Annotated in this window: 22 protein-coding genes; 12 read left to right on the top strand and 10 right to left on the bottom strand. The window is 70.4% G+C overall.

Translation table 11 applies throughout. The features are described from left to right. The first annotated feature begins 6 nt into the window (after window positions 1–6). Entirely contained in the window at window positions 7–441 is a 435-nt protein-coding gene (locus DVK44_RS24150) for a MarR family winged helix-turn-helix transcriptional regulator (RefSeq protein WP_228447353.1), read from the top strand. 87 nt (window positions 442–528) lie between these two features. Here the strand turns inward: DVK44_RS24150 and DVK44_RS24155 are convergent, their stop codons facing one another. After that, entirely contained in the window at window positions 529–1311 is a 783-nt protein-coding gene (locus DVK44_RS24155) for a protein phosphatase 2C domain-containing protein (protein WP_114661703.1), read from the bottom strand. Between the two features lie 519 nt (window positions 1312–1830). On the opposite strand from DVK44_RS24155, the gene DVK44_RS24160 reads away from it, so the two are divergent. The 5 genes from DVK44_RS24160 to DVK44_RS24180 all read left to right on the top strand — a co-directional run bounded on the left by DVK44_RS24160 (window position 1831) and on the right by DVK44_RS24180 (window position 7895). After that, entirely contained in the window at window positions 1831–4956 is a 3126-nt protein-coding gene (locus tag DVK44_RS24160; protein WP_114661705.1) for a sensor histidine kinase, read from the top strand. Beyond that, the gene (locus tag DVK44_RS24165) at window positions 4953–5441 is read left to right on the top strand and encodes a roadblock/LC7 domain-containing protein (protein ID WP_114661707.1); all 489 of its coding nucleotides are present in this window, start codon (window positions 4953–4955) and stop codon (window positions 5439–5441) included. Before DVK44_RS24160 ends, DVK44_RS24165 begins: the two co-directional genes overlap by 4 nt. Continuing rightward, entirely contained in the window at window positions 5438–5911 is a 474-nt protein-coding gene (locus tag DVK44_RS24170) for a DUF742 domain-containing protein (protein ID WP_114661709.1), read from the top strand. Before DVK44_RS24165 ends, DVK44_RS24170 begins: the two co-directional genes overlap by 4 nt. After that, window positions 5892–6506 carry a GTP-binding protein gene (locus DVK44_RS24175; protein WP_114661711.1) on the top strand — a complete coding sequence of 205 codons (615 nt, stop codon included), beginning with the start codon at window positions 5892–5894 and terminating at the stop codon, window positions 6504–6506. Before DVK44_RS24170 ends, DVK44_RS24175 begins: the two co-directional genes overlap by 20 nt. A 135-nt stretch (window positions 6507–6641) precedes the next feature. Beyond that, window positions 6642–7895 carry a styrene monooxygenase/indole monooxygenase family protein gene (locus DVK44_RS24180; RefSeq protein WP_114661713.1) on the top strand — a complete coding sequence of 418 codons (1254 nt, stop codon included), beginning with the start codon at window positions 6642–6644 and terminating at the stop codon, window positions 7893–7895. A 7-nt stretch (window positions 7896–7902) separates the two neighbouring features. Here DVK44_RS24180 and DVK44_RS24185 read toward each other — a convergent pair whose 3' ends face one another. From DVK44_RS24185 to DVK44_RS24195, 3 genes are all read right to left on the bottom strand, one after another. Further along, the gene (locus DVK44_RS24185; RefSeq protein ID WP_114661715.1) at window positions 7903–9252 is read right to left on the bottom strand and encodes a C40 family peptidase; all 1350 of its coding nucleotides are present in this window, start codon (window positions 9250–9252) and stop codon (window positions 7903–7905) included. A gap of 111 nt (window positions 9253–9363) precedes the next feature. Next, window positions 9364–9684: a hypothetical protein gene (locus tag DVK44_RS24190; RefSeq protein ID WP_114661717.1), complete on the bottom strand. Its 321-nt coding sequence runs from the start codon at window positions 9682–9684 to the stop codon at window positions 9364–9366. An 82-nt stretch (window positions 9685–9766) separates the two neighbouring features. Beyond that, window positions 9767–10270 carry an RICIN domain-containing protein gene (locus DVK44_RS24195; protein ID WP_114661719.1) on the bottom strand — a complete coding sequence of 168 codons (504 nt, stop codon included), beginning with the start codon at window positions 10268–10270 and terminating at the stop codon, window positions 9767–9769. Between the two features lie 245 nt (window positions 10271–10515). On the opposite strand from DVK44_RS24195, the gene DVK44_RS24200 reads away from it, so the two are divergent. After that, window positions 10516–11223 carry a 2-phosphosulfolactate phosphatase gene (locus DVK44_RS24200; protein ID WP_114661727.1) on the top strand — a complete coding sequence of 236 codons (708 nt, stop codon included), beginning with the start codon at window positions 10516–10518 and terminating at the stop codon, window positions 11221–11223. A 26-nt stretch (window positions 11224–11249) separates the two neighbouring features. On the opposite strand, the gene DVK44_RS24205 is transcribed toward DVK44_RS24200, so the two are convergent. Both DVK44_RS24205 and DVK44_RS24210 read right to left on the bottom strand, forming a co-directional pair. Then, window positions 11250–11618, bottom strand: a complete 369-nt coding sequence (locus DVK44_RS24205; protein WP_114661729.1) for a DUF4180 domain-containing protein — start codon at window positions 11616–11618, stop codon at window positions 11250–11252. Between the two features lie 39 nt (window positions 11619–11657). After that, window positions 11658–12089, bottom strand: coding sequence for a helix-turn-helix domain-containing protein (locus DVK44_RS24210; RefSeq protein WP_114661731.1), 432 nt, complete (start codon window positions 12087–12089; stop codon window positions 11658–11660). A 232-nt stretch (window positions 12090–12321) separates the two neighbouring features. Here DVK44_RS24210 and DVK44_RS24215 point away from each other — a divergent pair, with 232 nt between their 5' ends. The 3 genes from DVK44_RS24215 (at window position 12322) to DVK44_RS24225 (ending at window position 15251) form a co-directional block, all read left to right on the top strand. Then, window positions 12322–12627 (top strand): cupin domain-containing protein, encoded by a 306-nt coding sequence (locus tag DVK44_RS24215; RefSeq protein WP_114661733.1) that lies wholly within the window; start codon window positions 12322–12324, stop codon window positions 12625–12627. A 1241-nt stretch (window positions 12628–13868) separates the two neighbouring features. Continuing rightward, the gene (locus DVK44_RS24220; RefSeq protein ID WP_228447354.1) at window positions 13869–14801 is read left to right on the top strand and encodes a hypothetical protein; all 933 of its coding nucleotides are present in this window, start codon (window positions 13869–13871) and stop codon (window positions 14799–14801) included. A 108-nt stretch (window positions 14802–14909) separates the two neighbouring features. Further along, complete coding sequence (locus DVK44_RS24225) at window positions 14910–15251, top strand: hypothetical protein (RefSeq protein WP_114661735.1); 342 nt, start codon at window positions 14910–14912, stop codon at window positions 15249–15251. A gap of 593 nt (window positions 15252–15844) precedes the next feature. Here DVK44_RS24225 and DVK44_RS24230 read toward each other — a convergent pair. Together DVK44_RS24230 and DVK44_RS24235 are read right to left on the bottom strand one after the other, a co-directional pair. After that, window positions 15845–16042, bottom strand: a complete 198-nt coding sequence (locus DVK44_RS24230; RefSeq protein ID WP_114661737.1) for a DUF397 domain-containing protein — start codon at window positions 16040–16042, stop codon at window positions 15845–15847. A gap of 14 nt (window positions 16043–16056) precedes the next feature. Then, on the bottom strand, window positions 16057–16911 hold the full coding sequence (locus tag DVK44_RS24235; RefSeq protein WP_114661739.1) for a helix-turn-helix domain-containing protein: 855 nt from the start codon (window positions 16909–16911) through the stop codon (window positions 16057–16059). Window positions 16912–17026: 115 nt separating this feature from the next. Between DVK44_RS24235 and DVK44_RS24240 the strand changes: the two genes are divergently transcribed. Together DVK44_RS24240 and DVK44_RS24245 are read left to right on the top strand one after the other, a co-directional pair. Further along, on the top strand, window positions 17027–17359 hold the full coding sequence (locus tag DVK44_RS24240) for a hypothetical protein (protein WP_228447355.1): 333 nt from the start codon (window positions 17027–17029) through the stop codon (window positions 17357–17359). A 127-nt stretch (window positions 17360–17486) separates the two neighbouring features. Further along, window positions 17487–18506: a helix-turn-helix domain-containing protein gene (locus tag DVK44_RS24245; RefSeq protein WP_114661741.1), complete on the top strand. Its 1020-nt coding sequence runs from the start codon at window positions 17487–17489 to the stop codon at window positions 18504–18506. A 10-nt stretch (window positions 18507–18516) separates the two neighbouring features. On the opposite strand, the gene DVK44_RS24250 is transcribed toward DVK44_RS24245, so the two are convergent. Beyond that, complete coding sequence (locus DVK44_RS24250; protein ID WP_114661743.1) at window positions 18517–19467, bottom strand: AurF N-oxygenase family protein; 951 nt, start codon at window positions 19465–19467, stop codon at window positions 18517–18519. 98 nt (window positions 19468–19565) lie between these two features. Continuing rightward, window positions 19566–20510 (bottom strand): alpha/beta fold hydrolase, encoded by a 945-nt coding sequence (locus DVK44_RS24255; protein ID WP_114661745.1) that lies wholly within the window; start codon window positions 20508–20510, stop codon window positions 19566–19568. Window positions 20511–20595 lie beyond the last annotated feature (85 nt).

Raw genomic sequence — 20595 nt, forward strand, 5'->3', positions numbered from 1 at the left:
ACCGGTATGGACCATGAATTCCTGGCGCTGGAAAGGGAACTCTCGGTCTTTCTGCGGCGCGCCCGCGCGACCTCCGGCGAGATGGCGCGCGAGGTCCACCCCGACCTCGAACCGGCGGCCTACGGACTTCTCGTACGGCTGGAGGAGTGCGGCCCCCAGCGGGCCACCGAACTGGCCGGTTACTTCGGCGTCGGCAAGGCGACCATGAGCCGTCAACTGCGCGCGCTGGAGCAGCTCGGGCTGCTGACCCGGGAGCCGGACCCCGCCGACGGCCGCGCCTGGCTCGTCCGTATCACCGACGAGGGCCGGGCCCGCTTCCGGCGGGTCCGGGACGCGCGCCGGGAGCTGTACGTACAGCGGCTGGCCGACTGGGACCGCGCGGAGGTGGCCGAACTGGCCCGGCTGCTGGGGCACTTCAACCTGCGGGCGAGCGGGAGCTGACGGGGCGGGGTGGGTGTGGGGCCGGGCGCGGCGGGGTCCCTGGGCGCGTGGCCGCGCCCGGCCCGTGCCCTCACAGCTCCACGTACGTCACAGCTCCACGTACGTCACCGTCGCGTCGTCGCTCCGCTTCCCCCGGCGGAACCCCGTCCCCTCCGGATCCGTCGACTCCACCGCCCGTACCCGGTCGATCAGCTCCCGCGCGCCGTTCTTCCGTACCAGCGCCAGACAGTCCGCCCAGCCGCCCTCCCGGAACAGCTCCACCCAGCGCGTCGCGCCGTCCGTCATCGCCAGCAGCGCGCGCACCTCGGCGGCCGGGGTGCGGCCCGTCACCGCGCGGTCCGCGACTGACGGGTCCGCCGCCGCCGTGAAGAAGCCGCCCTCGGCGTTGCGCAGCGCGTCCGTCGCCGCGAGTGAGCGCCGTACCTCGGGCGGGACGCGGTCGAGCCGGTCGTCGAGCACCGGCCGTACCGTTCCGTCCGGTGACTCCAGCAGCAGGGTGGAATCGGAGAGCACCAGATGCTCGACCTCGTCCGTGTTCCAGCGCGCCAGGACGACCGTGGCCTGAGGTGTCCGTGGGTGAGAAAGGTCACAGGAGTCGCGGTGGGCGTCCGCCGTCCGGGCAATCGACGCGGCCAGCACCCGGGACAGCGTCATGTCCCGTCGTGAACAGGACAGTTCGGCCAGCGCGCCGCCCAGCCGGGCCGTGAACCAGGGCACACCGTGCACACATCCGTCGACGCCCGCCGGCGGGGTCACCCCGTCCAGGACGACCAGCACGCCCCCCTCGCCACCCGCCGGAACGGCCACCGTGGTCCAGTCCTCATTGGGGCGCCCGGGAGTTCCCGGGACAGTGGTGAGTTCGATGCGCATGTGTCCCAGTCTGCGCTACTTCCCGGGCTGCCCGCATGGTTCCTTCACACTGTCTCCATCTCGTGTGAGCGGTCCATGCCGGCGGGCGCACCGGGCCGACCGCCGTCATCCGGTCAGAATGCGGCGCACTGTGTTCGGAAGCGGACGGAACGGGCCGGGCGGAGGCCGTCCCGCGCGCCTTTCGGAAGCTGCGGGCGCGCATCCTGCCAAAGCCCGCCCCGAAGGTCCACCCGGCCCGCGATGTTCGGCCGCGTGGGACGGCGGGAAGAGTTGTTCGCCAACTCCTTCGTGATGTTCACTCGTTCAGGTGGCGGAGCGGCCGAGGCGCGTCTCCCTTCCGAAAAGCGCTGGAATGGTCGAACGCCGTACCAGGGGTGGGGGCTCGTGCAGTGACCGGTCGTCACCTCTGCTTCATGGGCGGACGAGTCAAGAATGTGAGCACCGGTGCAGAAGAAGCGGCCTCGGGGCAGTGGCGGCACACGCGGCGGATCCCCGGGTGACCCCGGCGACGCCATGAGCATGAACCCCGGAACCGGCGGTACGGCCGGACCCGCCGCGCCCACCGGTCCCGTCGTGTCCACCAGTCCCGTCGTGTCCACCAGCCCCACCCCACCCACCGGCCCCGCCGCACCCGGTCCCGCCGGACTCCCCGGGTTCCCGGGATCCCCCGGCCTCGCCGCGTCCGCCGCACCCGCCCCGCCCCCGGCGGGCAAGGGCCGCCGCGCCCGCGTGCGCAACCGGCTCGTCCTCGGCGTCGCCCTGGTCGGTGTGACCGTCGGCGCGGCCGGCGCCCCCGCCGTGCTGAGCGCCTCCGCCGATCTCAACGACGCCCAGAACCTGGTCACCCTGGCCGAACTCGACCAGCAGGCCATCACGCTCTCCCACTCCCTCGCGGACGAACGCGACGAGGTCGTCGTCCATATCGCGGCGGGCCGCGACGAGCAGCCGACCGGCTCCGGCGGCAAGGGCAAGCACCAGATCACCAAGACCCGCAGCGCCCGCGTCGACCGCCAGATCAATGAGATACGGGCCATCGGTTCTGCCCCGGCCGGCCTGCTCCGTGATCTCGGCACCGTTCCCTCCCTCCGCCGTACGGCCCTCACCGGCAAGGGATCCGCGCTGGAGGCGTACCGCGCGTACTCGGAGGTCATCGACAAGCTCCAGGCTCTCGCCGACGAGCTGGCCGCGAAGGCCCCCGCCGACGGCGCCGACGCCACCCGCGCCCCCGCCGCCCTCGGCCGCGCCGTCGACCAGGCGTCCGCCACCCGGGGGCTGCTGCTCGCCGCGCTCGCCGTCCCGGCGCCCACCGACACCGCACCCCAGTACGACCCGCTCACGGGCCTGCCCGTGGAGTCCAGCGCCGACGCCGACAACAAGAAGAACGACCGGCTGCGCGACGAACTCAGCGCCGAGGCCCAGAAGTCCCGCGTCCGCGAACTCGCCGCCCTCGCCGACTTCGACCAGACCGCCGGAGTCACCGCCCGCGCCTCCCTCACCGACACCGTCACCGGGCCCGACGTCAAGACCGCCGAGTCGTATCTGACCCGGCTCACCGACCGGCCCGAACTCTCCGAGTCCGACCAGAAGGCCGACCCGGAGAAGGTCGAGTCCGCGCTCTCCGCCCGCATCGACCAGATGCGCGGGGTCGCCTCCGGCCTCGGCTCCACCCAGGTCGAGCGCCTCGCCAAGCTCCGCGACGACGACGTCACCGCCCTGGAGATCGCCGTCGCGCTGCTCGGCGGCTGCATGCTGGTCGCCGTAGGTATCTCCACCGCCGTCGCCCGCACCCTCACCCGGCCGCTCGCCGTCGTCCGGATCGGCGCCGCCCGGGTCTCGGCCGCGCCCGCGACCGAGGAGCCGATCCGCTTCACCGGCCGCAACGACGAGTTCGCCCAGGTCGTACGGTCCGTCAACAGCCTGCACGGCAAGCTGCTCGACCTCTCCTCCCGCACCCAGGAGCTGACCGGCGACCGTACGGACCTGATCGGCGCGCGCGAGGAGGCCGCCGACCGGCGCGCCGAACTCCAGGAGCGCACCGCCGAACTCGCCGCCCAGCTCCAGCGGCTGCGCCACACCGTCCACCACACCTTCGTCAACCTCTCGCTGCGCAACCTCGGTCTCGTGGAGCGCCAGCTCGGTGTCATCGAGGGCCTGGAGGACCGCGAGCAGGACCCCGAGCAGCTCGCCACCCTCTTCAAGCTCGACCACATGGCCACCGTCATGCGCCGGCACAGCGAGAACCTGCTGGTCCTCGCGGGCCACGAACACGGCCACGGCTCGACCGGCCCCGTACCGCTGGTGGATGTGGCGCGCGCGGCGGTCAGCGAGATCGAACGGTACGAGCGGGTCACCATCCAGTCGCTGCCGGCGCACACGCAGGTGGCCGGCTTCGCCGCCGACGACCTCAGCCATCTCCTCGCCGAACTGCTGGAGAACGCCACGTCGTTCTCGCCGCCGGAGGCCGAGGTGCAGCTCTCCGGCTGGCTGCTGGAGAACGGCGAGGTGATGCTCTCCGTACAGGACCAGGGCATCGGTATGTCCGCCGAGCGGCTCGCCCACCTCAACAAGCGGCTCGCGGAGCCGGAGGGCCCCGAGGACCGCGAGGAGCCGACGCGCTCCGCGTACGGCAGCGGCGCGGGCTCGGTGGAGGGCGAGGGGCTCGGACTGCGGGTCGCGGCGCTGCTCGGGGCGCGCCACGGCGTGGAGATCGAGCTGCGCGAGCACGAGCAGGGCGGGGTGGCGGCCGTTGTCGTACTGCCGCGCGCGCTGCTCCCCGCGCCCGCGACGTCCTCCGCGCCCCGGCGCAAGCCCGCGCGGCCGGCGGCCAAGGCCGGCGCCGCGGCCGGGGCCACCGCTGTGACCGCCCCCATGACCGCCGTGACCGCTTCCGTACCCGCTGCCGCTACGGCTACCGCGTCCGTCGCCGGCGACCGTGCGGAGGCCGCCGCGGAAGTCGCCGCGGAGGTCGAATCCCGCGCGCTGCCGAGGCGTTCGGAGACGGACCCGATGGTGGCCGCGGCGGAGGCCGCGATACGGAAGGCCGAGGCGGAAGCCGAGGCGAAGGCGGCGGCGGAGGCGAAGGCGGAGGCCGCCGCGGCGGAGCACACGCGCGCCCCCGACCAGGACACCTTCGTCATGCGGCTGCCCGAGCCCCTGGAAGCCCCCGACGAGGCGCCTGCGGCCCCGGTGTCCGCAGCCGCCCCCGCGGCGTTCGACGGGCCCGTGGAGCGCATCACCGACAAGGGACTGCCCAAGCGCACCCCCAAGATCGTCAAACCCGCCGAGGCACCCACCGGCCGCACCGGCAGCGTCGACGCGGAGGCCCTGCGCCGCCGCCTCGGCGGCTTCCACCAGGGAGCGCTGGACGGCCGGCGCGATGTCGAGGCCGAGCTGACCGAACGCGACGCGAGTGACAAGAGCGACCAGCGCCACAAGAGCGACGAAGGGGCCGGACCGGATGAGCCCGACCAGCGTGACCAGCGTGACCACCTCGCCCCGTACGACCGGCAGGACGAGACGCAGAGTCACCGCCGCCACCAGCAGCATCAGCGGGACACCGGCACTCCGGGGCGCGCGCCGTCCCGGAGCCGGCCGGGGCTAGACATCGATGAAACGGGGGAGACAGTCGAGGAGGCACGAAGTTGACTGCGACCGGCACATTCGGACTGAGCAGCGAAGCCCGTAACCTGCACTGGCTGTTGACCAACCTCGTCGAGGAGGTGCCAGGGGTCCACGCGGTGGCCGTCGTCTCGTCGGACGGACTGCTGCTGCTCTCCTCGGACCCGGGGCAGCACGCCGAGGCGACCGCCGTCCACGCGACCCGCAAGGACGGCCCGCGCGGCTCCAGCGCCGACCTCGCGACGATCGTCTCGGGGATCGGCAGCCTGGCCATGGGCGCGGCCAAGCTGATGGACGGCGGCGGTGTCAAACAGACCATGGTCGCCATGGACGAGGGCAGCGTCTTCGTCATGGCGATCAGCGACGGATCGCTCCTCGGGGTGCACGCCACGGCGGACTGCGACATGAGCGTCGTCGCGTACCACATGGCGCTCTTCGTCGGCCGGGCCGGGCACATGCTCACGCCCGAACTGCGCGACGAGTTGCGCACGTCCATGGAGGCCGCGCGATGACGCCGGGCGCGGAGCCGCCGGTTCCGCTGACGCCGGGCGCGTCGCCGGTGCCGGCCTCGGCCGTCGTTCCGCTGTCGCCGGTTCCGCTGCCCGTACGCGGCGGGGACCGGCGGCCGGCCCGGGTCCGCCCGTACTCACTCACCGGCGGACGGACCCGTTTTGGACACGTCCTGCTGGTCGAGACGTTTGTGGCGGCGCTGGAGGCGGGCGAGGAGCGCAGGGAGCTGACGGACGGCGGCGCCGGGGCGCGGGTGATGCCGGAGATGCTCGCCATCGTCGAGCTGTGCCGGCGCATGCGCACCGTCGCCGAGATCTCCGCGCTGCTGAAGATGCCGCTCGGGGTGGTCCGCGTACTGCTCAGCGACCTCGCCGACCAGGGAAAGATCCGTGTGTACGGCACGGGCCAGGCTACGGGCAAGCCCAACAACGCGTTGCTGGAAAGGGTGCTGAGTGGACTCCGCCGTCTCTGACGTCGCCACCGAGGAAGAGCTGAAGGCGTGGCAGCTGGACCGTACCCGCGCCCCGATCGCCACGAAGATCGTGGTCGCGGGCGGGTTCGGCGTCGGCAAGACGACGTTCGTCGGGGCGGTCTCCGAGATCCCGCCGCTCCAGACCGAGGCCATGATGACCGAGGCCAGCACGGAGACCGACGATCTCAGCGCGACCCCGCAGAAGACCACCACGACCGTGGCGATGGACTACGGCCGGATCACGCTCGACGACGACCTCGTGCTGTACATCTTCGGCACCCCGGGCCAGCAGCGGTTCTGGTTCATGTGGGACGACCTGGTGCGCGGTGCGATCGGCGCCGTCGTACTGGCCGATACCCGGCGGCTGCCGGACTGCTTTCCGGCGCTCGACTACTTCGAGAGCTGCGGACTGCCGTACGTTGTCGCGGTCAACCACTTCGAGGGCACGCCCACGTTCCAGCCGGACGATGTGCGGGACGCCTTGACGCTCCCGCCGGACGTGCCTGTACTGATCATGGACGCACGCAAACGGAACACGGCCGTCGAGTCGCTGCTCGCGCTGGTGCGGCACGCGCTCGACGCCTCTCCGGGGTAGTCGCACGGCCAGGGCCGTGGGCCATTCCTGGCCGCGCGGGCCGGGCTGTGCCGCGCGGCCCGCCCGGCTCGGCGCGGCCCGGACCGTACCCGTGACGCCAGTGACGCATATGCAACTGCAACGGAGAAGCCCCCCATGCGGAAGATACTTATCGTCGGAGCCGGTCAGTCCGGCCTCCAGCTCGCGCTCGGACTCCAGTCACGGGGGTACGAGGTCACCCTGATGTCCAGCCGGACGGCGGACGAGATCCGGACCGGGCGGGTCATGTCCACCCAGGTCATGTTCGCGACCGCGCTCCAGATCGAGCGCGACCTCCAGCTGAACTTCTGGGAGTCGCAGACCGCGCCCATCGAGGGCATCGGCGTCTCGGTCGGCGGGCCCGAGGGGACCCGGGCCATCGACTGGATGGGCCGGCCGCACGGCTACGCGCAATCCGTCGACCAGCGCGTCAAGATGGCCGGCTGGATGGAGACGTTCGCGCAGCGCGGCGGCCAGGTGGTCATCCACGGGGCCGCCGTCTCGGACCTCGACTACTTCTCCCGTACGTACGACCTGGTGATGGTCGCGGCCGGGAAGGGCGAGCTGGTCTCGATGTTCGGCCGCGACGCGTCCCGCTCGAAGTTCGACGCCCCGCAGCGGGCCCTCTCCGTGAGCTACGTCCACGGACTCGAACGGCGTGCGGAGCACCCGGATCTGGACCCGCTCTACTGCAACATCCTGCCGGGCATCGGTGAGTTGTTCGTGATGCCGACGCTCACCACGTCCGGGCGCGCGGACATCGTCTTCCTGGCGGGCGTACCGGGCGGCGAGTTCGACGTCTTCGGTGGCGTCAAGGACCCCGCGCTGCATCTGTCGCTCACCCTGGAACTGATGGAGCGTCACACTCCGTGGGAGTACGCGCGCGCCACCAAGGCCGAGCTGACGGACGTCAACGGCACCCTGGCGGGACGGTTCGCGCCGACCGTGCGCAAGCCGATCGGACAGCTGCCGGGCGGCGGGCTGGTCCTCGGCGTCGCCGATGTCGTCGTGGCCAACGACCCGATCACCGGCCAGGGTTCGAACGGCGCGGCCAAGTGCGCCGCGTCGTATCTCGCCTCGATCGTCGAGCACGGCGACCGGGAGTTCGACGGGGCGTGGATGCAGTCGGCGTTCGACCGCTACTGGCAGGGCGCGCGGCACGGCGTGCGGTGGACGGAAGCGATGCTGGTCCCGCCGGCCCAGCACGTCGTGGACATGCTCGCCGCGGGAGTCGAACACCCCAGCATCGGGGACCGGTTCGTGAACGCCTTCGACGATCCGTCCGACCTGGAGCACTACTTCTTCGACGCGGCCAAGATGGAGACGTACTTGGCGGAGGTGGCGGCGGCCTCGGGTAGCAACGGGAGCTGACGCAAGCTCAACTCTCCTTCCCGTAACCGGTGTCGGAGCCATCCATGGCCCCCGGGGGTAGCGTGGGCGGCTCGTACGCGGCCGGATCCTGGGCGGCGTCCGCCGGATCCGGCCGTACGGCGCCGAGCAGCGGATTCGCGGCGATCGGGGACACCTTGACGACGGTGCCGGGGCGCGGCGCCTGGATGACCATGCCGTCGCCGAGGTAAATGGCGACATGGGTGGCCTTCGGGAAGTACACCACCAGATCGCCGGGGCGCAGCTCGCGCAGCGAGACACGGGGGAGTTCGGCCCACTGCTCCTGGCTGGTACGGGGAATCTCGCGCCCGGCCCGCGCCCACGCGCGCGAGGTGAGCCCGGAGCAGTCGAAGGAGTCGGGCCCCTCGGCGCCCCACTCGTAGGGCTTGCCGATCTGGTCGACTGCGTAGGCGAGGGCGGCGGCGCCGGCGACGGAGGGGGTCCTTGTGCCGCCGGCGGGGGCTCCGGGGGCTCCGGGGGCGACGCTCGTACCGGGTGCTCCGGCTGATCCGGCTGCTCCTCCGCCGGGTGTTCCCGCCGGTCCCAGGGCGCCGGAGGCGAGCAGCTCGCGCTGGGCCTTGTCCGTCAGGTCCAGCTCCAGCGCGGTCACCGCCGCGAGCTGCGCGCCGCTGAGGGAAGCGAGCAGCTTCTCGACCTCCCGGAGCCGGGAGGTGACCATGTCGCGCTGCTTCCGCTGCTTCGTGGCGAGGGCCTGCTGCTGGTCGAGCGCCGCCCGCGCGGCCTCGCTCAGCGCGGTGGCGCGCTTCTCGCCGCTCGCCAGCCGGGTCAGCGCCGCCGCGCGGTCGCGCGCGGCACGATCGAGCAGATAGCTCTCGTCCAGGGCACGGAGCGGGTTGGGGGCGAGCAGCAGCCGCAGATAGGCGGACAGTTCCGACTGCCCCCGGTACTGCGCGCGCGCCAGCTGCCCGGCGTCCCCCCGGCTGAGGGCGAGCGCGGCCCGTGCCCGGTCGAGATCGGCGGTGAGCTTCTTGGCCTCGGCGCGCTGCCGGGCGAGGGCGACGGCGGTGGCGTTGTACGTCTCGGTGGCTTCCTCGGTGTCCTGGTAGAGGCGCTGGAGGCGGCCGAGGAGCGAGGAGACGGTGGTGGGGGCGGTGGGCGCGGTGTCGGGGACGCCCCCGGTGTCGGGGAACGCCTCTTCGGGAACGGCGTCCTCGGGCACGGGTCCCCCGGGGAGAGGAACGGGCTCCGCGACGGCGTACGGGGCGAGCGGCACGCCGTACGCGAGGACGGTCACGGCGGCGAGCACCACCGCCCTGGCACAGACGGCCCGCAGTGCGCGGCCTCTGCTGCTGCCCCTGCGACTGCCGCTGCCTGACATGCCATCACCTCCGGTTGCGAGCCGGTGAGTCCAGCCCTACGGGATGATGCGGCGAGGAAGAGCGCGCGCTCGTCTGAATAACGCACTAATGGGCGGAGTGGCGCAACGCCATCACTCGTCCGAGCGACCGGGCTGAGCCTCGGGCTTGGGATTGGGCTTCGGCTTGGGTGCCGGCTTCGACCACGGCCACCTCAGCGGCTCCCGTACGCGCCCTTCGGGTACGTACTCGTACCGCCAGCCGCGCGGGACCCCGAGCCGCTTGCTGACCCCGGCGGGCACCCGCTGATACGCGTACACGGTCGGTGGCCCGCCCCCGGCGTCGGGCACGGGCACCTCGTACCACTTGGGGGGCTGCCCGGTGGCCCCGGTCAGCACGGGCAGCACGCGGCCGTCGAGGGGCCCGCCGACAAAGAGTGTCTCTTCACTTCGCACGTGCCCCAGTTTCCCCCTTGTCCGGCCCAGGCTCCGTCCGGCCCGGCGAAGACCGCCCGGACGGAGCCTGGGTCGCACGTGGCTAGCCGAGGGCCGACCAGGCCTGCTCCTTGCCGCCGGTGCAGTTCCACTGAATGGCCTTGGCACCCGCGGCCGTGCTGCCATTGGGGATGGCCAGGCACTTATTGGTGGCGATGTTCCGGAGGCCGTTGGCGCCGGTCGGGATCCAGAGCTGGTCCTTGCCGCCGTTGCAGGTCCACTGGATGGCCTGAACGCCGTTGCCCGTGCTGCCACCGGGGATGGCGAGACACTTGCCGCTCCGCTGGTTCTTCAGCATGAAGTTGTCGCCGGAGTTGACGAACTGCCAGTTCTGGTCCCCGGGGGTGTTCGTGCTTCCGCACGTCCACTGGATCAGCTTGGCGTCGTTGGCCAGGCTGCCGCCGGGAACGGCCAGGCACTGCCAGGAGTTCTGGTTCCGGATCACGACGGTCGAGGCCGCGTCGGCCGAGGCCGGGAGGGCGACGACAGCGGCGGCTGCCGCGGCGACTGTGGCCAGAACCTGCTTGAGGGATCTCTTGATGAGCATGTGCGGTGATGCGCCTCTCTGATGCGACAACCGGAATCGGTCGTTCGGATGATAGATACGATCCCGCCGACGCCGGTTGCGGGCTCAACCCTCTTTATTTGGACCCGAGTTGAAGACTGCCCGGCGGGACCGCGCGGCGCTGCCCCCGGGTTCCCCGGTAGCTGCCCCGGCAGGTGGTCCCGTAGGCGGTCCGGACGGGCGCCCCCGGTGGGTGCCCGGGGGGAGCCGTACGCGATCATGGCTGGATGGACGCTCGTTTTCTTGGCATCGATGACCTGGCGGAAGTCCCGTCCGTGGCGGTCGTGATCGACGTCATGCGCGCTTATACGGTGGCTGCCTGGGCCTTCGGCCGGGGTGCCGAGAAGATCGTTCTCGCCGGGTCGCTGGACGACGCGCTGGCGCTCAAGGAGCGCCACCCGGACTGGGTGGCGCTGAAGGACGGCCCGCCCGCGCCCGGATTCGACGCCGTCAACTCGCCGGGTCTGCTGCGCTCGCTCGACCTGACCGGACGGACGGTGGTGCAGAAGACGACGGCGGGCACGGTCGGCGCGCTCGCGGTCAAGGACGCGCCGCTGGTGCTCTGCGCGAGCTTCGCGGTGGCGGAGGCGACGGCCCGGCTGCTGCGGACGCGCGGGAGCGGCGACGGCAGCGGCGACGGCAGCGTCACGTTCGTGGTCACCGGCGAGGACGGGCAGGCCGAGGAGGATCTCGCCTGTGCGCAGTACATCGCCCGGCGGGTCACCGAGGACACCGGGACGGACGCCACCGACTACCTCCGCCGCGCCGCCGAGTCACGTGCCGCCACCGAGCTGACGGAGGGGATCCGTGAGGGGGTCCACCCTGATGACGTGGCGCTCTGCCTTGAGGTCGACCGGTTCCCCTTCGCGATGGTGGCGGCGTTGGAGGACTCGCTGATGGTCCTGCGCCCGTACAGCCCCTACACGGCCGCTTAGCCGGCGCGGGGGTGTGCCCCCCTTCGTCAGGCCCGTACCAGCCGGGTACGCAGGGCGTCGAAGTCGGTGAGGAACCACAGCTGCGTACCCCGGTTGCTCTCACGGACGAAGTCCTGGAGCGCGGGACTGGCGTCGGTGTACCGGGAGATGTCCCCGATGACGGCCAGCCCCAGCCGGTAGTTGGCGAACTTCTGCACGATGTCCCCGGCCACCCGCGTCCGAAGCCGGAAGAAGTCGTCGGCCAGCCGGCTCTCGGGTATCGCGACCCAGGCCGCGCCGAGCCCGTACCCCTCGCCGATCAGATCGGTCGCACCGTACTCGTCACGCAGCGGCGCGCCGTCGGGCGCGCAGACCAGTACGGGTGTGTCGGCGAGGTACTGAAGAGTGTCAGGCATGAGAGGGCGACGCACCTTCCGTAGTGAGGACATGCGGTTTCACTCGTGGTCCTCGATGAGCGTGTCGATGACTTTCAGCAGGTCGGCGGTGACGTCCAGACCGCCCAGGACGATGATCTTGAGAGCCGCCCGCTCCTCGTCGTACACGGTCTCCACCCGCAGCCGGCCGCCTTCCGGCCGCTGCCCATGGATGGTCGCCATGACCGTATTGGTCAGCCGAATCGCCGCCTCGGTGCCGACCGCGTCGATCTGCACGATGGCGGACACCTCGGCGTGCCGCGCGGGCGATGCGGCCGACGGCGCGGAGCCGCCGGTGAACTCCGCCAGATCCTCGTGGCTGATCCGGTACTGCCGCCCGACCCGGCTCGCCTTGAGCCGTCCGTTTCGGATGTGGGTCCGTACGGTCTTCGGGTGCAGACCGAGTAGTTCCGCCACCTGATCGGCCGAGTAGTAGAGCTGCTGCCGCACCATGGCGAGACCTGCCTGTGCTGTCTGGGGGTGCGCCCGCTTGGATGGGCACCCTGTTGTCCCTAAAGTACCTCAGCTGGGGTGGGTGGTGTGACTTTAGGGAGTGATAGGGAAGGTTGCTGATGCGGGTGGGCGGGACCGGTCGGCGGGCTTTGCCAAACGGTCGACCACTTGTTTTCGCAGGTCAGATAGGTTCTGGGACATGCATTGGTTCGGGTCCTGAGGAGGGTGTGCCATGAGTGCGGTCGATCTCGCGGATACGGCGGCCGGTCTGCCGGAGGCATGGAACTCGCGCGTGCTCGGCGCGGTGGGGCCGGCCTGCGTGAAGGTGCTGCGCATGGACGAACTGCCGGTCGCGGAGGAACGCCACCGTGCCTCCGAGGCCCTGCTGGTCCTGGAAGGTCAACTGGAACTTGAGGTGAACGGCGCGCCCTTCACGGTACGCGCGGGCAGCCTCTTCATGATCCCGCCGGAAACCCCGCACGCGGTCCGCGAGGGAAGCCGGGGCACGCTGGTGATCGTGGAGTTGCCGGAGGGGTGAGGGGCTGGAGGGTGGGCCCTGTGGGGCGCCGGTGGGCGCGGTGGGGTTGTCGGGTGCGGGTCAGTACCGAGGGGTAGACCGGGGTGGGCCGGTGGTGAGGTGCTGGGCGCTTGGTGCGGGGTGGGCCGCCCCTCCTTTTGTCAGTGTCGCGCCTCCAGGGGAGGTGTAAAGGGCGCTCCTTCGTCGCGTCGGCTGCGCCGACTCCGCTGCGCTCCGCCCTTGACACCTCCCCTTCCGGCGCGTGTACGGGAGAGGGGGGGCGGCCGGGGGGAGGGGGCCCGGGGGGTCCGCTGTCCTCTCGGCCGGTTTAGGGTCCGGCGGGCCGGTGGGCCCTGCGGGGCTGCGCGGCAGAGGATTGGGGTGACTCGGCCCCGTCTCGGCGGCTGACGGTCCGTTGTTTGCTGAGACTCAAGCCCCGCTGGTCACCGTTGCGTTGTGGCGCCCGGAAGGTGGATGGGTTCTGCTGTCCGGCCGGGTCTGCGGGCCGCCCTTCGTTGATATGCCCCGTATGCGCCTGTTTGGAAGGCTGTTGGGGGTCTTCTTGGGCGGCACATGTGTCCTCGGGTGCATTAGCGGCCCTCCGGGATGCATGGGTGGCCTTCGGGGGCCCACTCACCGCCACCCGCGTCCCAGCAACCCCACCGTCCACACTCGGTGACCAGCGGGGCCCAACAACCCCCGCCGCTGGCCCACCCCTGTTTGCCTCTTGGTACTGACCCGCAGGCAGTCGTGGAGGAGTGGCATCCAGCCACCTGGGCACCGCTTGTGCTCGGTGGCTGGCTGGGGCTGGCGGTGGGCGGCGACGCTCATGTCGTCGTGCTGGGACGGTTCGGCCGGCTCGTCCTGGTCCCGGAGATTGCCGCGCGCGCGATACATCCAGCGCGTGGGGGAGTAGTGGAACTACCAGCAAAGTAAGGGGAGTCGAGTGTCAGCGGCTCAACGGTTGCCCGTCGCTCCCTGCCCTCGTGGGGCTCGCGGGTGACCGTAGGGACAGGTGCCTGCCTGCCCAGGAATCCCTCGGCCCAGGGAACTTCGGGCAGGGGTGGCCCCGGAGTCGTACCGTCAGTTTCAAGCCACCAACGATGATTTCGTGTCAAGGTCCTCAGCCGGTTGTCCGATGAGCGAAAACCCGTGGCAGCATGACCGCCGCCGGGTGCCGAAACCGCCCCGGCGGAGCAGGAGCGCGGCGCGATGCCGTGGGGGCCCTGCCATGTTTCCCCCCCCCCGGTGAAGGAGCGTTCGTGGTTGCGTGGCGAGGCAGGTCGGGCATGGGGGCCGCCCGGATCGAGGCCGTCGCGGGGCGATCTCCGAGCCGGTTCGTGGGGCTGGCCGTGACGGTCGCCGCCGTGATGCTGACTGTCGGATGTTCCACGGACGGGACGGTCGACTCGGCGGATCTGACGGTGACCCCGCCCGCCGTCGAGAAGTCCCCGGCGCCGCCCGCCACCGGATACGGCGCGCTGATCGGGCTGCCGTTGTCCGCGTACGGCCTCTCCGAGCAGGACGACGAGCAACTGTTCCAGGTACGCAAGGCGCTGGTCACCCACTGCATGAAGGGCCTCGGCCACAAGGGCTACTCGGGTCAGGACATGGTGATGGTCGCCGTGGAGGACAAGGAAGCCGCCCGCCCGATCGGTGCCTGGGGCTATATCGGCGCCAGGACGGCGAAGCGTCTGGGGTTCCACCCGGAAGAGGCGAAGATGCCCTCATCGGACGATGCCAAGGCCCTTACTGCCGAAGAGGAGAAGGACTCCAGGAGCTGTACGGAGAAGGTGGGCAAAGACCTTCCCAGCCTGGCGGACACCGACGGCGGGAAGCTCACGGACCTGCTGTTCGGCCAGTCGTTCCAGCGAGTGGCAGCCGATTCACGCGTCGCCACCGCGCGTGAACAATGGTCCACCTGCATGACCAAGGCCGGCCACCCGGCCGATGACCCCGAAGAGCTGGCCGCCGGCCCCTGGGACACCCCGAAGCCGACCAAGAAAGAGATTTCGGCCGCCACCGCCGCCGAATCCTGCACAGCGTCGTCCGGCCTGGCCGGAGTCTATTTCGCGGTCCTTGCCGGATATCAGAAACAACTGATCTCCGGGAACGCCACCGCCCTGAATTCCTATCAGAAGCAGGTCCGTGAACACACCGACCGGGCCGCACACCTCCAAGCCGAGATCCGGTAGCGCCGCACGCGAGCGCTCTACTGCGAACTCTGGAACACAACCCCCTGGCCGGATGGGTCGCTCCGTACCCCTGGCTGCTCCGATAACGCAACACGAAAGGAATCTGCGATGTCCCGCAAGTTCACGAAAGTGGTCATGACCGCAGCGATGGCTGCCACGCTGGCCGTGGGCCTGCCTGCCGCGCAGGCGTCCGCGATCGACAGGCTGGGGTGCGGAAACCGCACCGATCTCCTCAGGCTCGTCTACGGCCTCGAAGGCAAGACGAACACCTGCTTTGCGAACGCCGGGAAGATAAGCACCCCGGGAATCCTGTACCTGAAGAACATCTCTTCCGGGAACAATGCGGGATTTGCCGAAGTGGTCAGTAACAGCAGGTGGAACTACAACTTCTCGAAGTGGCACTCGGCATCCGTCGACATCTATGCCGTGAATTCGGTCACGATCTACTGATCGTCGTGGCTGCGGCCATCTACGGCCGCAGCCACAGCAGCCATCCCACGCGTATGGCGGCAAGTGGCCCCCTGAAGGCGGTCCATGCGTCCTGGAGTGCTCCTAACGCACCTGAGGACACATGTGCCGCCCGAAGGGCCCCCCAACCGCCCTCCAAACCATCCCATATGGGACAGGTCGGCGGGAGGGTGGCCCGCAGACCCGGCCGGATAGCAGAACCCACCCGCCTTCCGGGCACCACAACGCAACGGTGACCAGCGGGGCTTGAGTCTCAGCAAACAGCGGACGGTTGGCCGCTGAGCCGGTGTGGGGCCGCCCCATTCCTCTGCCGCGCAGCCCCGCAGGGCCCACCGGGCCGCCGGACCCTGAGCCGAGTGGCAGCACGGCACCACCCCTTGGGCCCCCTCCCCCCGGCCGCCCCCCCCTCTTCCGTACACGCGCCGGAAGGGGAGGTGTCAAGGGCGGAGCGCAGCGGAGTCGGCGTAGCCGACGCGACGAAGGAGCGCCCTTTACTCCTCCCCTGGAGGCGCGACACTGACAGGAGGAGGGGCGGCCCAGCGCCAAGCACCTCGCCCCCGTACACCCCGGTCTACCTACGCGACGAAGTGGTCGAACTCTCCGGCTTTGACGCCGAGGATGAAGGCGTGGAGCTTGGCGGGGGTGGTGGTGACGATGACGTGGGGGTCGTCGCTCTCGACGAGCTTGATGCTGCCGTCTTCGGCAGCGGCGACGTGGACGCAGCCGTTGGCCTCGGCGCTGTACGAGGACTTCTGCCAGTGGAGGGCGGACACGTGCCTTCCCTTTCTTACAAGTCTGCTGCGACGCGTCTGATCAGGTTTCTGGATTCTGTTGGATCGAGCGTACAACCCTCAATGCGGTCCAGAACGGTTCGGTACTTCACCAGCTGGGGCTGCGCATCCAAGAACGCGGCCCCGTGGTCGGTGTCCAGCTGAACCGTGTCCAGGGCCGGGACCGCTCCTGTCATGTAGTAGATGCCTGTTCCGGCGCTGGGGAAGGCGCCCCCGCCGAAGGGGATGACCAGGATCGTGATGTGCTCCAACTCGCTCACTTCGAGCAGGTGCTTGAGTTGGGCGCGGGCAACCTCCGGGCCGCCGAATCCCATGTGGAGAGCGGCTTCGTGAAGGATTGTGGTCAGTGGCTTCGGGGCCTCTCCGTACACCGCCACCTGCCGTTTGATCCGGAACGAGACTCGGTGTTCGATCTCGTGCGGCGCGAACGCCGGCACGGCTGCACTCATGACGGCGTACGCATGGGCCCTGGTCTGGAGCAACCCCGGCAGGTGGCCCAGTGATGAGGTGCGCATCGACTCGGTGTGATGTTCAAGCTCGGCCAGGTCGATGGCATCGGGCGGAAGCAACGTGCGGTACTCGTCCCACCACCCCCTCGTCCGGCCTCCGGTCATCTCCGTGAGTGCCTCGATGTACTCCTCGTCCGTGCAGCTGTAGCTCCGGGCCAAGGACCGGACCCGGTCCGCGCCTACCGCGTAACGGCCCGATTCAATGCTGCTGATGCGCGGCTGTGAGGAGCCGTCGAGTGCGCCCGCCTGGGCCGTGGTCAGTTCGGCCTGCTGGCGGAGCCTGCGCAGTTCGGTGCCGAGTCGACGCTGTCGCACGGTCGCAGGAAGGTGCTTGGGGCGCATTGTTCTCCCTCACCCATTTGGATGTTCTCTTCTTGACTAGGTAGATGAATCATAGTGGCGTCGCTACGGTGTGAACCAAGCCACAACCCAGTGGCCCCAGTCGAAGGGGATCGTGATGACCGTATCGCCGCAGGACTCTGCCCTGAACTCGTTCGATTTCGAGCGGGAGTTGTTCGAACTCGTGCACGACACCGCGCCCCGCCTCTTCGCCGTCGTCGTGGAGTACCGCGACGGCGAAGGGGAGTTCGACAAGGACGCCGCCATCGTTGCCTGGGGGCTGGCGCACGAGGACGGTGTTGCTGATGTGACGCGGGTGGGCGGCGGGGGACCGTTGCGGCTTGCGGCGGCGGAGAATGTGGGGCGGTACTTCGGGCGGGCGGACGGGGAGTCGTCCCGGGTGGTGTGGCTCACGCCGGAGGTGAAGGCCCCGGCGGCCCCGGCTGCGTGAGCAAGCGCAAGGGGGGACGGGGAAGTCCGTCCCCCCTGACCGAACCGGACCCCGCTGTCGGCAGGTGCCTGCCGGTTAGGCTGCCGTCTGAACTGCCGGGCCGGGTCGCGGAAAGGGTGGGGCGCGAATGATTGGGACGGTGTTCCGGAGTGAGGATGTACCGGTGGAGGACCGTTTCGACTACTGGCGGGAGCTGACCAACCGGACGGTTGCGCCCTGCGATCTGAGCAGTGACTACGCGGCTGATTTCTGGGCGGAACAGCGGCTGATCGAGCTGGGGCCGGTGAAAGTGTGGCCCGCGTCGTTCGTGTCGGCGCGGTTCCGGCGGACCCCTAAGCTGGTTCGGCAGTCCGACCCCGATGAGTACCACTTGTCACTGATACTCGGCGGCGAGATGGGGCTCGACCACGTCGGGAGGACCGACACCTATGGCCCGCGCGATCTGTGGATCTCCGATACCTCGAAGCCGTGCGAAGTGGGTCCGTCGGACGATCAGGATCGTATGGTGATCACCGGGGTGGGCGTGGAGTTCCCCAAGACGCTGCTGTCCGCGTCACCGGACCGGGTCCGGCCCCTGCTGGGAAAACACCTGCCAGGGCGGGAGGGGGCAGGTGCCCTGCTGACGGGATTTCTCACCGGGCTGAACCGCGAGGCCGACGCCCTTCAGCCATCCGTCGCGCCGCGTCTGGGCGACATCCTGGCCGACCTGTTGGCGGCCTGGTTCGCCGAAATGCTCGGCACCGAGGCGGACTTGCCGCCGGAGACCCGCCAACGGGCCCTGACCGAAGGCATACGGGCGTTCATCCGGCGGAATCTGCGCGATCCGGCGCTGACCCCGCCCGTCATCGCCGCCGCGCACCACATCTCCGTCAGCTATCTGCACCGGCTCTTCCAGGCCGAAGGCGTCACCGTTGCCGCCGCGATCCGGCACCAGCGGCTCGAACGCGCGCGTCACGACCTGGCCGACCCTGCACTGTGTACGGTGCCGGTCTATGAGATCGCGGCCGGCTGGGGCTTCACCCACCCGTCCGTCTTCAGCCGCGCCTTCCGCGCCGCCTACGGGATTCCGCCTGCCGACTACCGCCATCATGCCCACGCTCAGGGCCGCGTTCAGGACCACGCCCAGGCCCCGCCGCTCGCCGCCTAGTCGGCGCCGCTCAGGCCAGCAGTCCCGACGCCTGCCACATCCGGCGCCCCGGGCCGCGCAGGACGCCGATGTCGTCCAGGAAGTCCGTCAGCCGCTTCGCGCCCGACTGCATCACCTCTCGCCGGTGGCCGCTGGCCCGTACCTGCGCCACGGCCTCCCGGCGGTCCAGGCCGATGTCCTCGTACACCTGCGGGTTGATGAAGCAGACGGAGAAGACCTTGGCGGCCTGGCCGCAGTTGAGGCGGGTGAACTCCCGTTCCCAGCGCGGCGCCGTCACCATCTGGCGGCGCAACTCCTCTCGTGCGTAACGGACATGGCGGGCCTCCTCGATGACATGGATCCGGGTCACACCGCGCACCAGCGGCTGGACGCGCTCGTCGGGGAAGGTCAGGCGCTGCATCCAGTCGAGTATCTCCTCGCCCAGGAGCGTCGCGGCGAAGGAGCCCGGGGTGGTGGAGACGGTCTTCAGGACGCGCGCGAGGTTGTGGTAGCGGCGGGGTACGGGGTACGCGTCGGTGCCGCCCTTCTGGATCAGCCGCGCGAACATCATCGAGTGCCGGCACTCGTCCGCGATCTCCGTGAGCGCGTAGCGGACGTGGTTGCTGGTCACCGACTTGTCGTAGATGTGCCGCACCAGCAGCTGCATGAGGATGATCTCGAACCAGATGCCGAGCGAGGCCAGCGACGCGGACTCGCGGCGGGCCAGGTCCATGCGCTGTTCCTCGGACATCGTGCGCCACAGGGGTGTGTCGTAGAGCGACACCAACTCCGGTGGCCAGAACCACTTTCCCGTTACGAGGGGCGCCTCCCAGTCCAGCTCCCGATCGGGGTCGAACGAGTGCTTGGCGGAGGATTCGAGCAGCCGCGCCGCGACCTGCTCGCGGTCCCGGAGGGGGCCGAGCGCGTCGTGCAGGATCTGGGGTGCCGATATCGGTGTGGATTTCGGCGTCGATGTCGTCATCTCGGAGTGCACCTCTCATAAGGGGTTACCGGTGGTCACCCCTTATAAGACTCCGCGTCAGTAACTGCGTCAATCCCCCATGAGTCATGAGGCATGAGTCATGAGTGACGAGTGCGTGACGTGAAGGCGAGCACCCGCGCGGCGATCTCCTCGGGCTCCTCCAGGAGCATGGCGTGAGTCGCGTCGACGTCCTCGACGACCAGAGGCCCCCGCCCGGCGTCCGCGATGGCGTCCGCCGCCTCCGGCAGGTCCCGGTCCAGGGCCCTCGCGTGCGCGGCGGTCAGCTCCTCGAACCACTCCATGCCCATGCCCATGCCCGGAGTTGGCGGCTTCGGCTGCGGCCGGCGGGCCCGTACGCACAGGACGGGGCACGGCACGCTCCGTACCAGCGCCATCATGTCGAGGCCGTCCAGCGCCGCGTACATCTCCAGCGCCCGTTCGCGCACGGGCAGGGTCTGGAAGCGGTCGTCGGGAAGCTCCCGGACCGCGCCGCGCGCTGCGGCCTCGGCGCGGTCGTACGGGATGCCGAACAGGCCGGCGTACGTGGCCTGTTGGTGTACGTGGTCGGCGTTCGCGAGCTGTCCGGCGGCGGCCCGCATCAGCTCGCCGATCCGGGCGACGCTCTCCTTGGCCGTCGCGGGATCGAGCCCCGGGTACTGGCCGGACCGCCCGCTTCCCCACCAGAAGCCGTCGAGGTTGACGGCGGCGGGGGTGGTGCCGGCGTGCTGGGCCGCGTACCGCAGCGTGACCATGCCGCCCAGCGAGTGGCCCACGGGGATGGCCTCCGGGATGCCGTACGCGGTGAGTACCCGTTCGATCGAGGCGACGGCGCCGTCGAACGTCCAGGCGTTCGTGGTGTGTTCGGAGCGGCCGTGCCCCGGCAGATCGACGGCGAGCACCCGGTGCCGGCGGGCGAGCAGCGGTGCCGTGGCGGCCCAGTCGGCGTGCGAGCGGCCGGCGCCGTGCAGCAGGACGAGGGGCGGGCCGTCGCCGCCGTGGTCGTGGACATGGAGAAGCGCGGGAGAGGAGGGGTGGGAAGACATGCTCCGAACGGTAACTGCCCCTGAACACAAGGAAATCGTCCGCCAGATGGAGGGAATCAGCCCTTCCGGGCGTCCATAATGGATA

This window comes from Streptomyces paludis (assembly GCF_003344965.1).
In the GTDB taxonomy this organism is placed as follows: domain Bacteria; phylum Actinomycetota; class Actinomycetes; order Streptomycetales; family Streptomycetaceae; genus Streptomyces; species Streptomyces paludis.

Excerpts from the sequence above, each read along its gene's own strand:
- DVK44_RS24150 (WP_228447353.1), top strand. The coding sequence starts at position 7 with ATGGACCATGAATTCCTGGCGCTGGAAAGGGAACTCTCGGTCTTTCTG.
- DVK44_RS24155 (WP_114661703.1), bottom strand. The coding sequence starts at position 1,311 with ATGCGCATCGAACTCACCACTGTCCCGGGAACTCCCGGGCGCCCCAAT.
- DVK44_RS24160 (WP_114661705.1), top strand. The coding sequence starts at position 1,831 with ATGAACCCCGGAACCGGCGGTACGGCCGGACCCGCCGCGCCCACCGGT.
- DVK44_RS24170 (WP_114661709.1), top strand. The coding sequence starts at position 5,438 with ATGACGCCGGGCGCGGAGCCGCCGGTTCCGCTGACGCCGGGCGCGTCG.
- DVK44_RS24180 (WP_114661713.1), top strand. The coding sequence starts at position 6,642 with ATGCGGAAGATACTTATCGTCGGAGCCGGTCAGTCCGGCCTCCAGCTC.
- DVK44_RS24185 (WP_114661715.1), bottom strand. The coding sequence starts at position 9,252 with ATGTCAGGCAGCGGCAGTCGCAGGGGCAGCAGCAGAGGCCGCGCACTG.
- DVK44_RS24195 (WP_114661719.1), bottom strand. The coding sequence starts at position 10,270 with ATGCTCATCAAGAGATCCCTCAAGCAGGTTCTGGCCACAGTCGCCGCG.
- DVK44_RS24200 (WP_114661727.1), top strand. The coding sequence starts at position 10,516 with ATGGACGCTCGTTTTCTTGGCATCGATGACCTGGCGGAAGTCCCGTCC.
- DVK44_RS24205 (WP_114661729.1), bottom strand. The coding sequence starts at position 11,618 with ATGCCTGACACTCTTCAGTACCTCGCCGACACACCCGTACTGGTCTGC.
- DVK44_RS24210 (WP_114661731.1), bottom strand. The coding sequence starts at position 12,089 with ATGGTGCGGCAGCAGCTCTACTACTCGGCCGATCAGGTGGCGGAACTA.
- DVK44_RS24215 (WP_114661733.1), top strand. The coding sequence starts at position 12,322 with ATGAGTGCGGTCGATCTCGCGGATACGGCGGCCGGTCTGCCGGAGGCA.
- DVK44_RS24225 (WP_114661735.1), top strand. The coding sequence starts at position 14,910 with ATGTCCCGCAAGTTCACGAAAGTGGTCATGACCGCAGCGATGGCTGCC.
- DVK44_RS24235 (WP_114661739.1), bottom strand. The coding sequence starts at position 16,911 with ATGCGCCCCAAGCACCTTCCTGCGACCGTGCGACAGCGTCGACTCGGC.
- DVK44_RS24240 (WP_228447355.1), top strand. The coding sequence starts at position 17,027 with ATGACCGTATCGCCGCAGGACTCTGCCCTGAACTCGTTCGATTTCGAG.
- DVK44_RS24245 (WP_114661741.1), top strand. The coding sequence starts at position 17,487 with ATGATTGGGACGGTGTTCCGGAGTGAGGATGTACCGGTGGAGGACCGT.
- DVK44_RS24250 (WP_114661743.1), bottom strand. The coding sequence starts at position 19,467 with ATGACGACATCGACGCCGAAATCCACACCGATATCGGCACCCCAGATC.
- DVK44_RS24255 (WP_114661745.1), bottom strand. The coding sequence starts at position 20,510 with ATGTCTTCCCACCCCTCCTCTCCCGCGCTTCTCCATGTCCACGACCAC.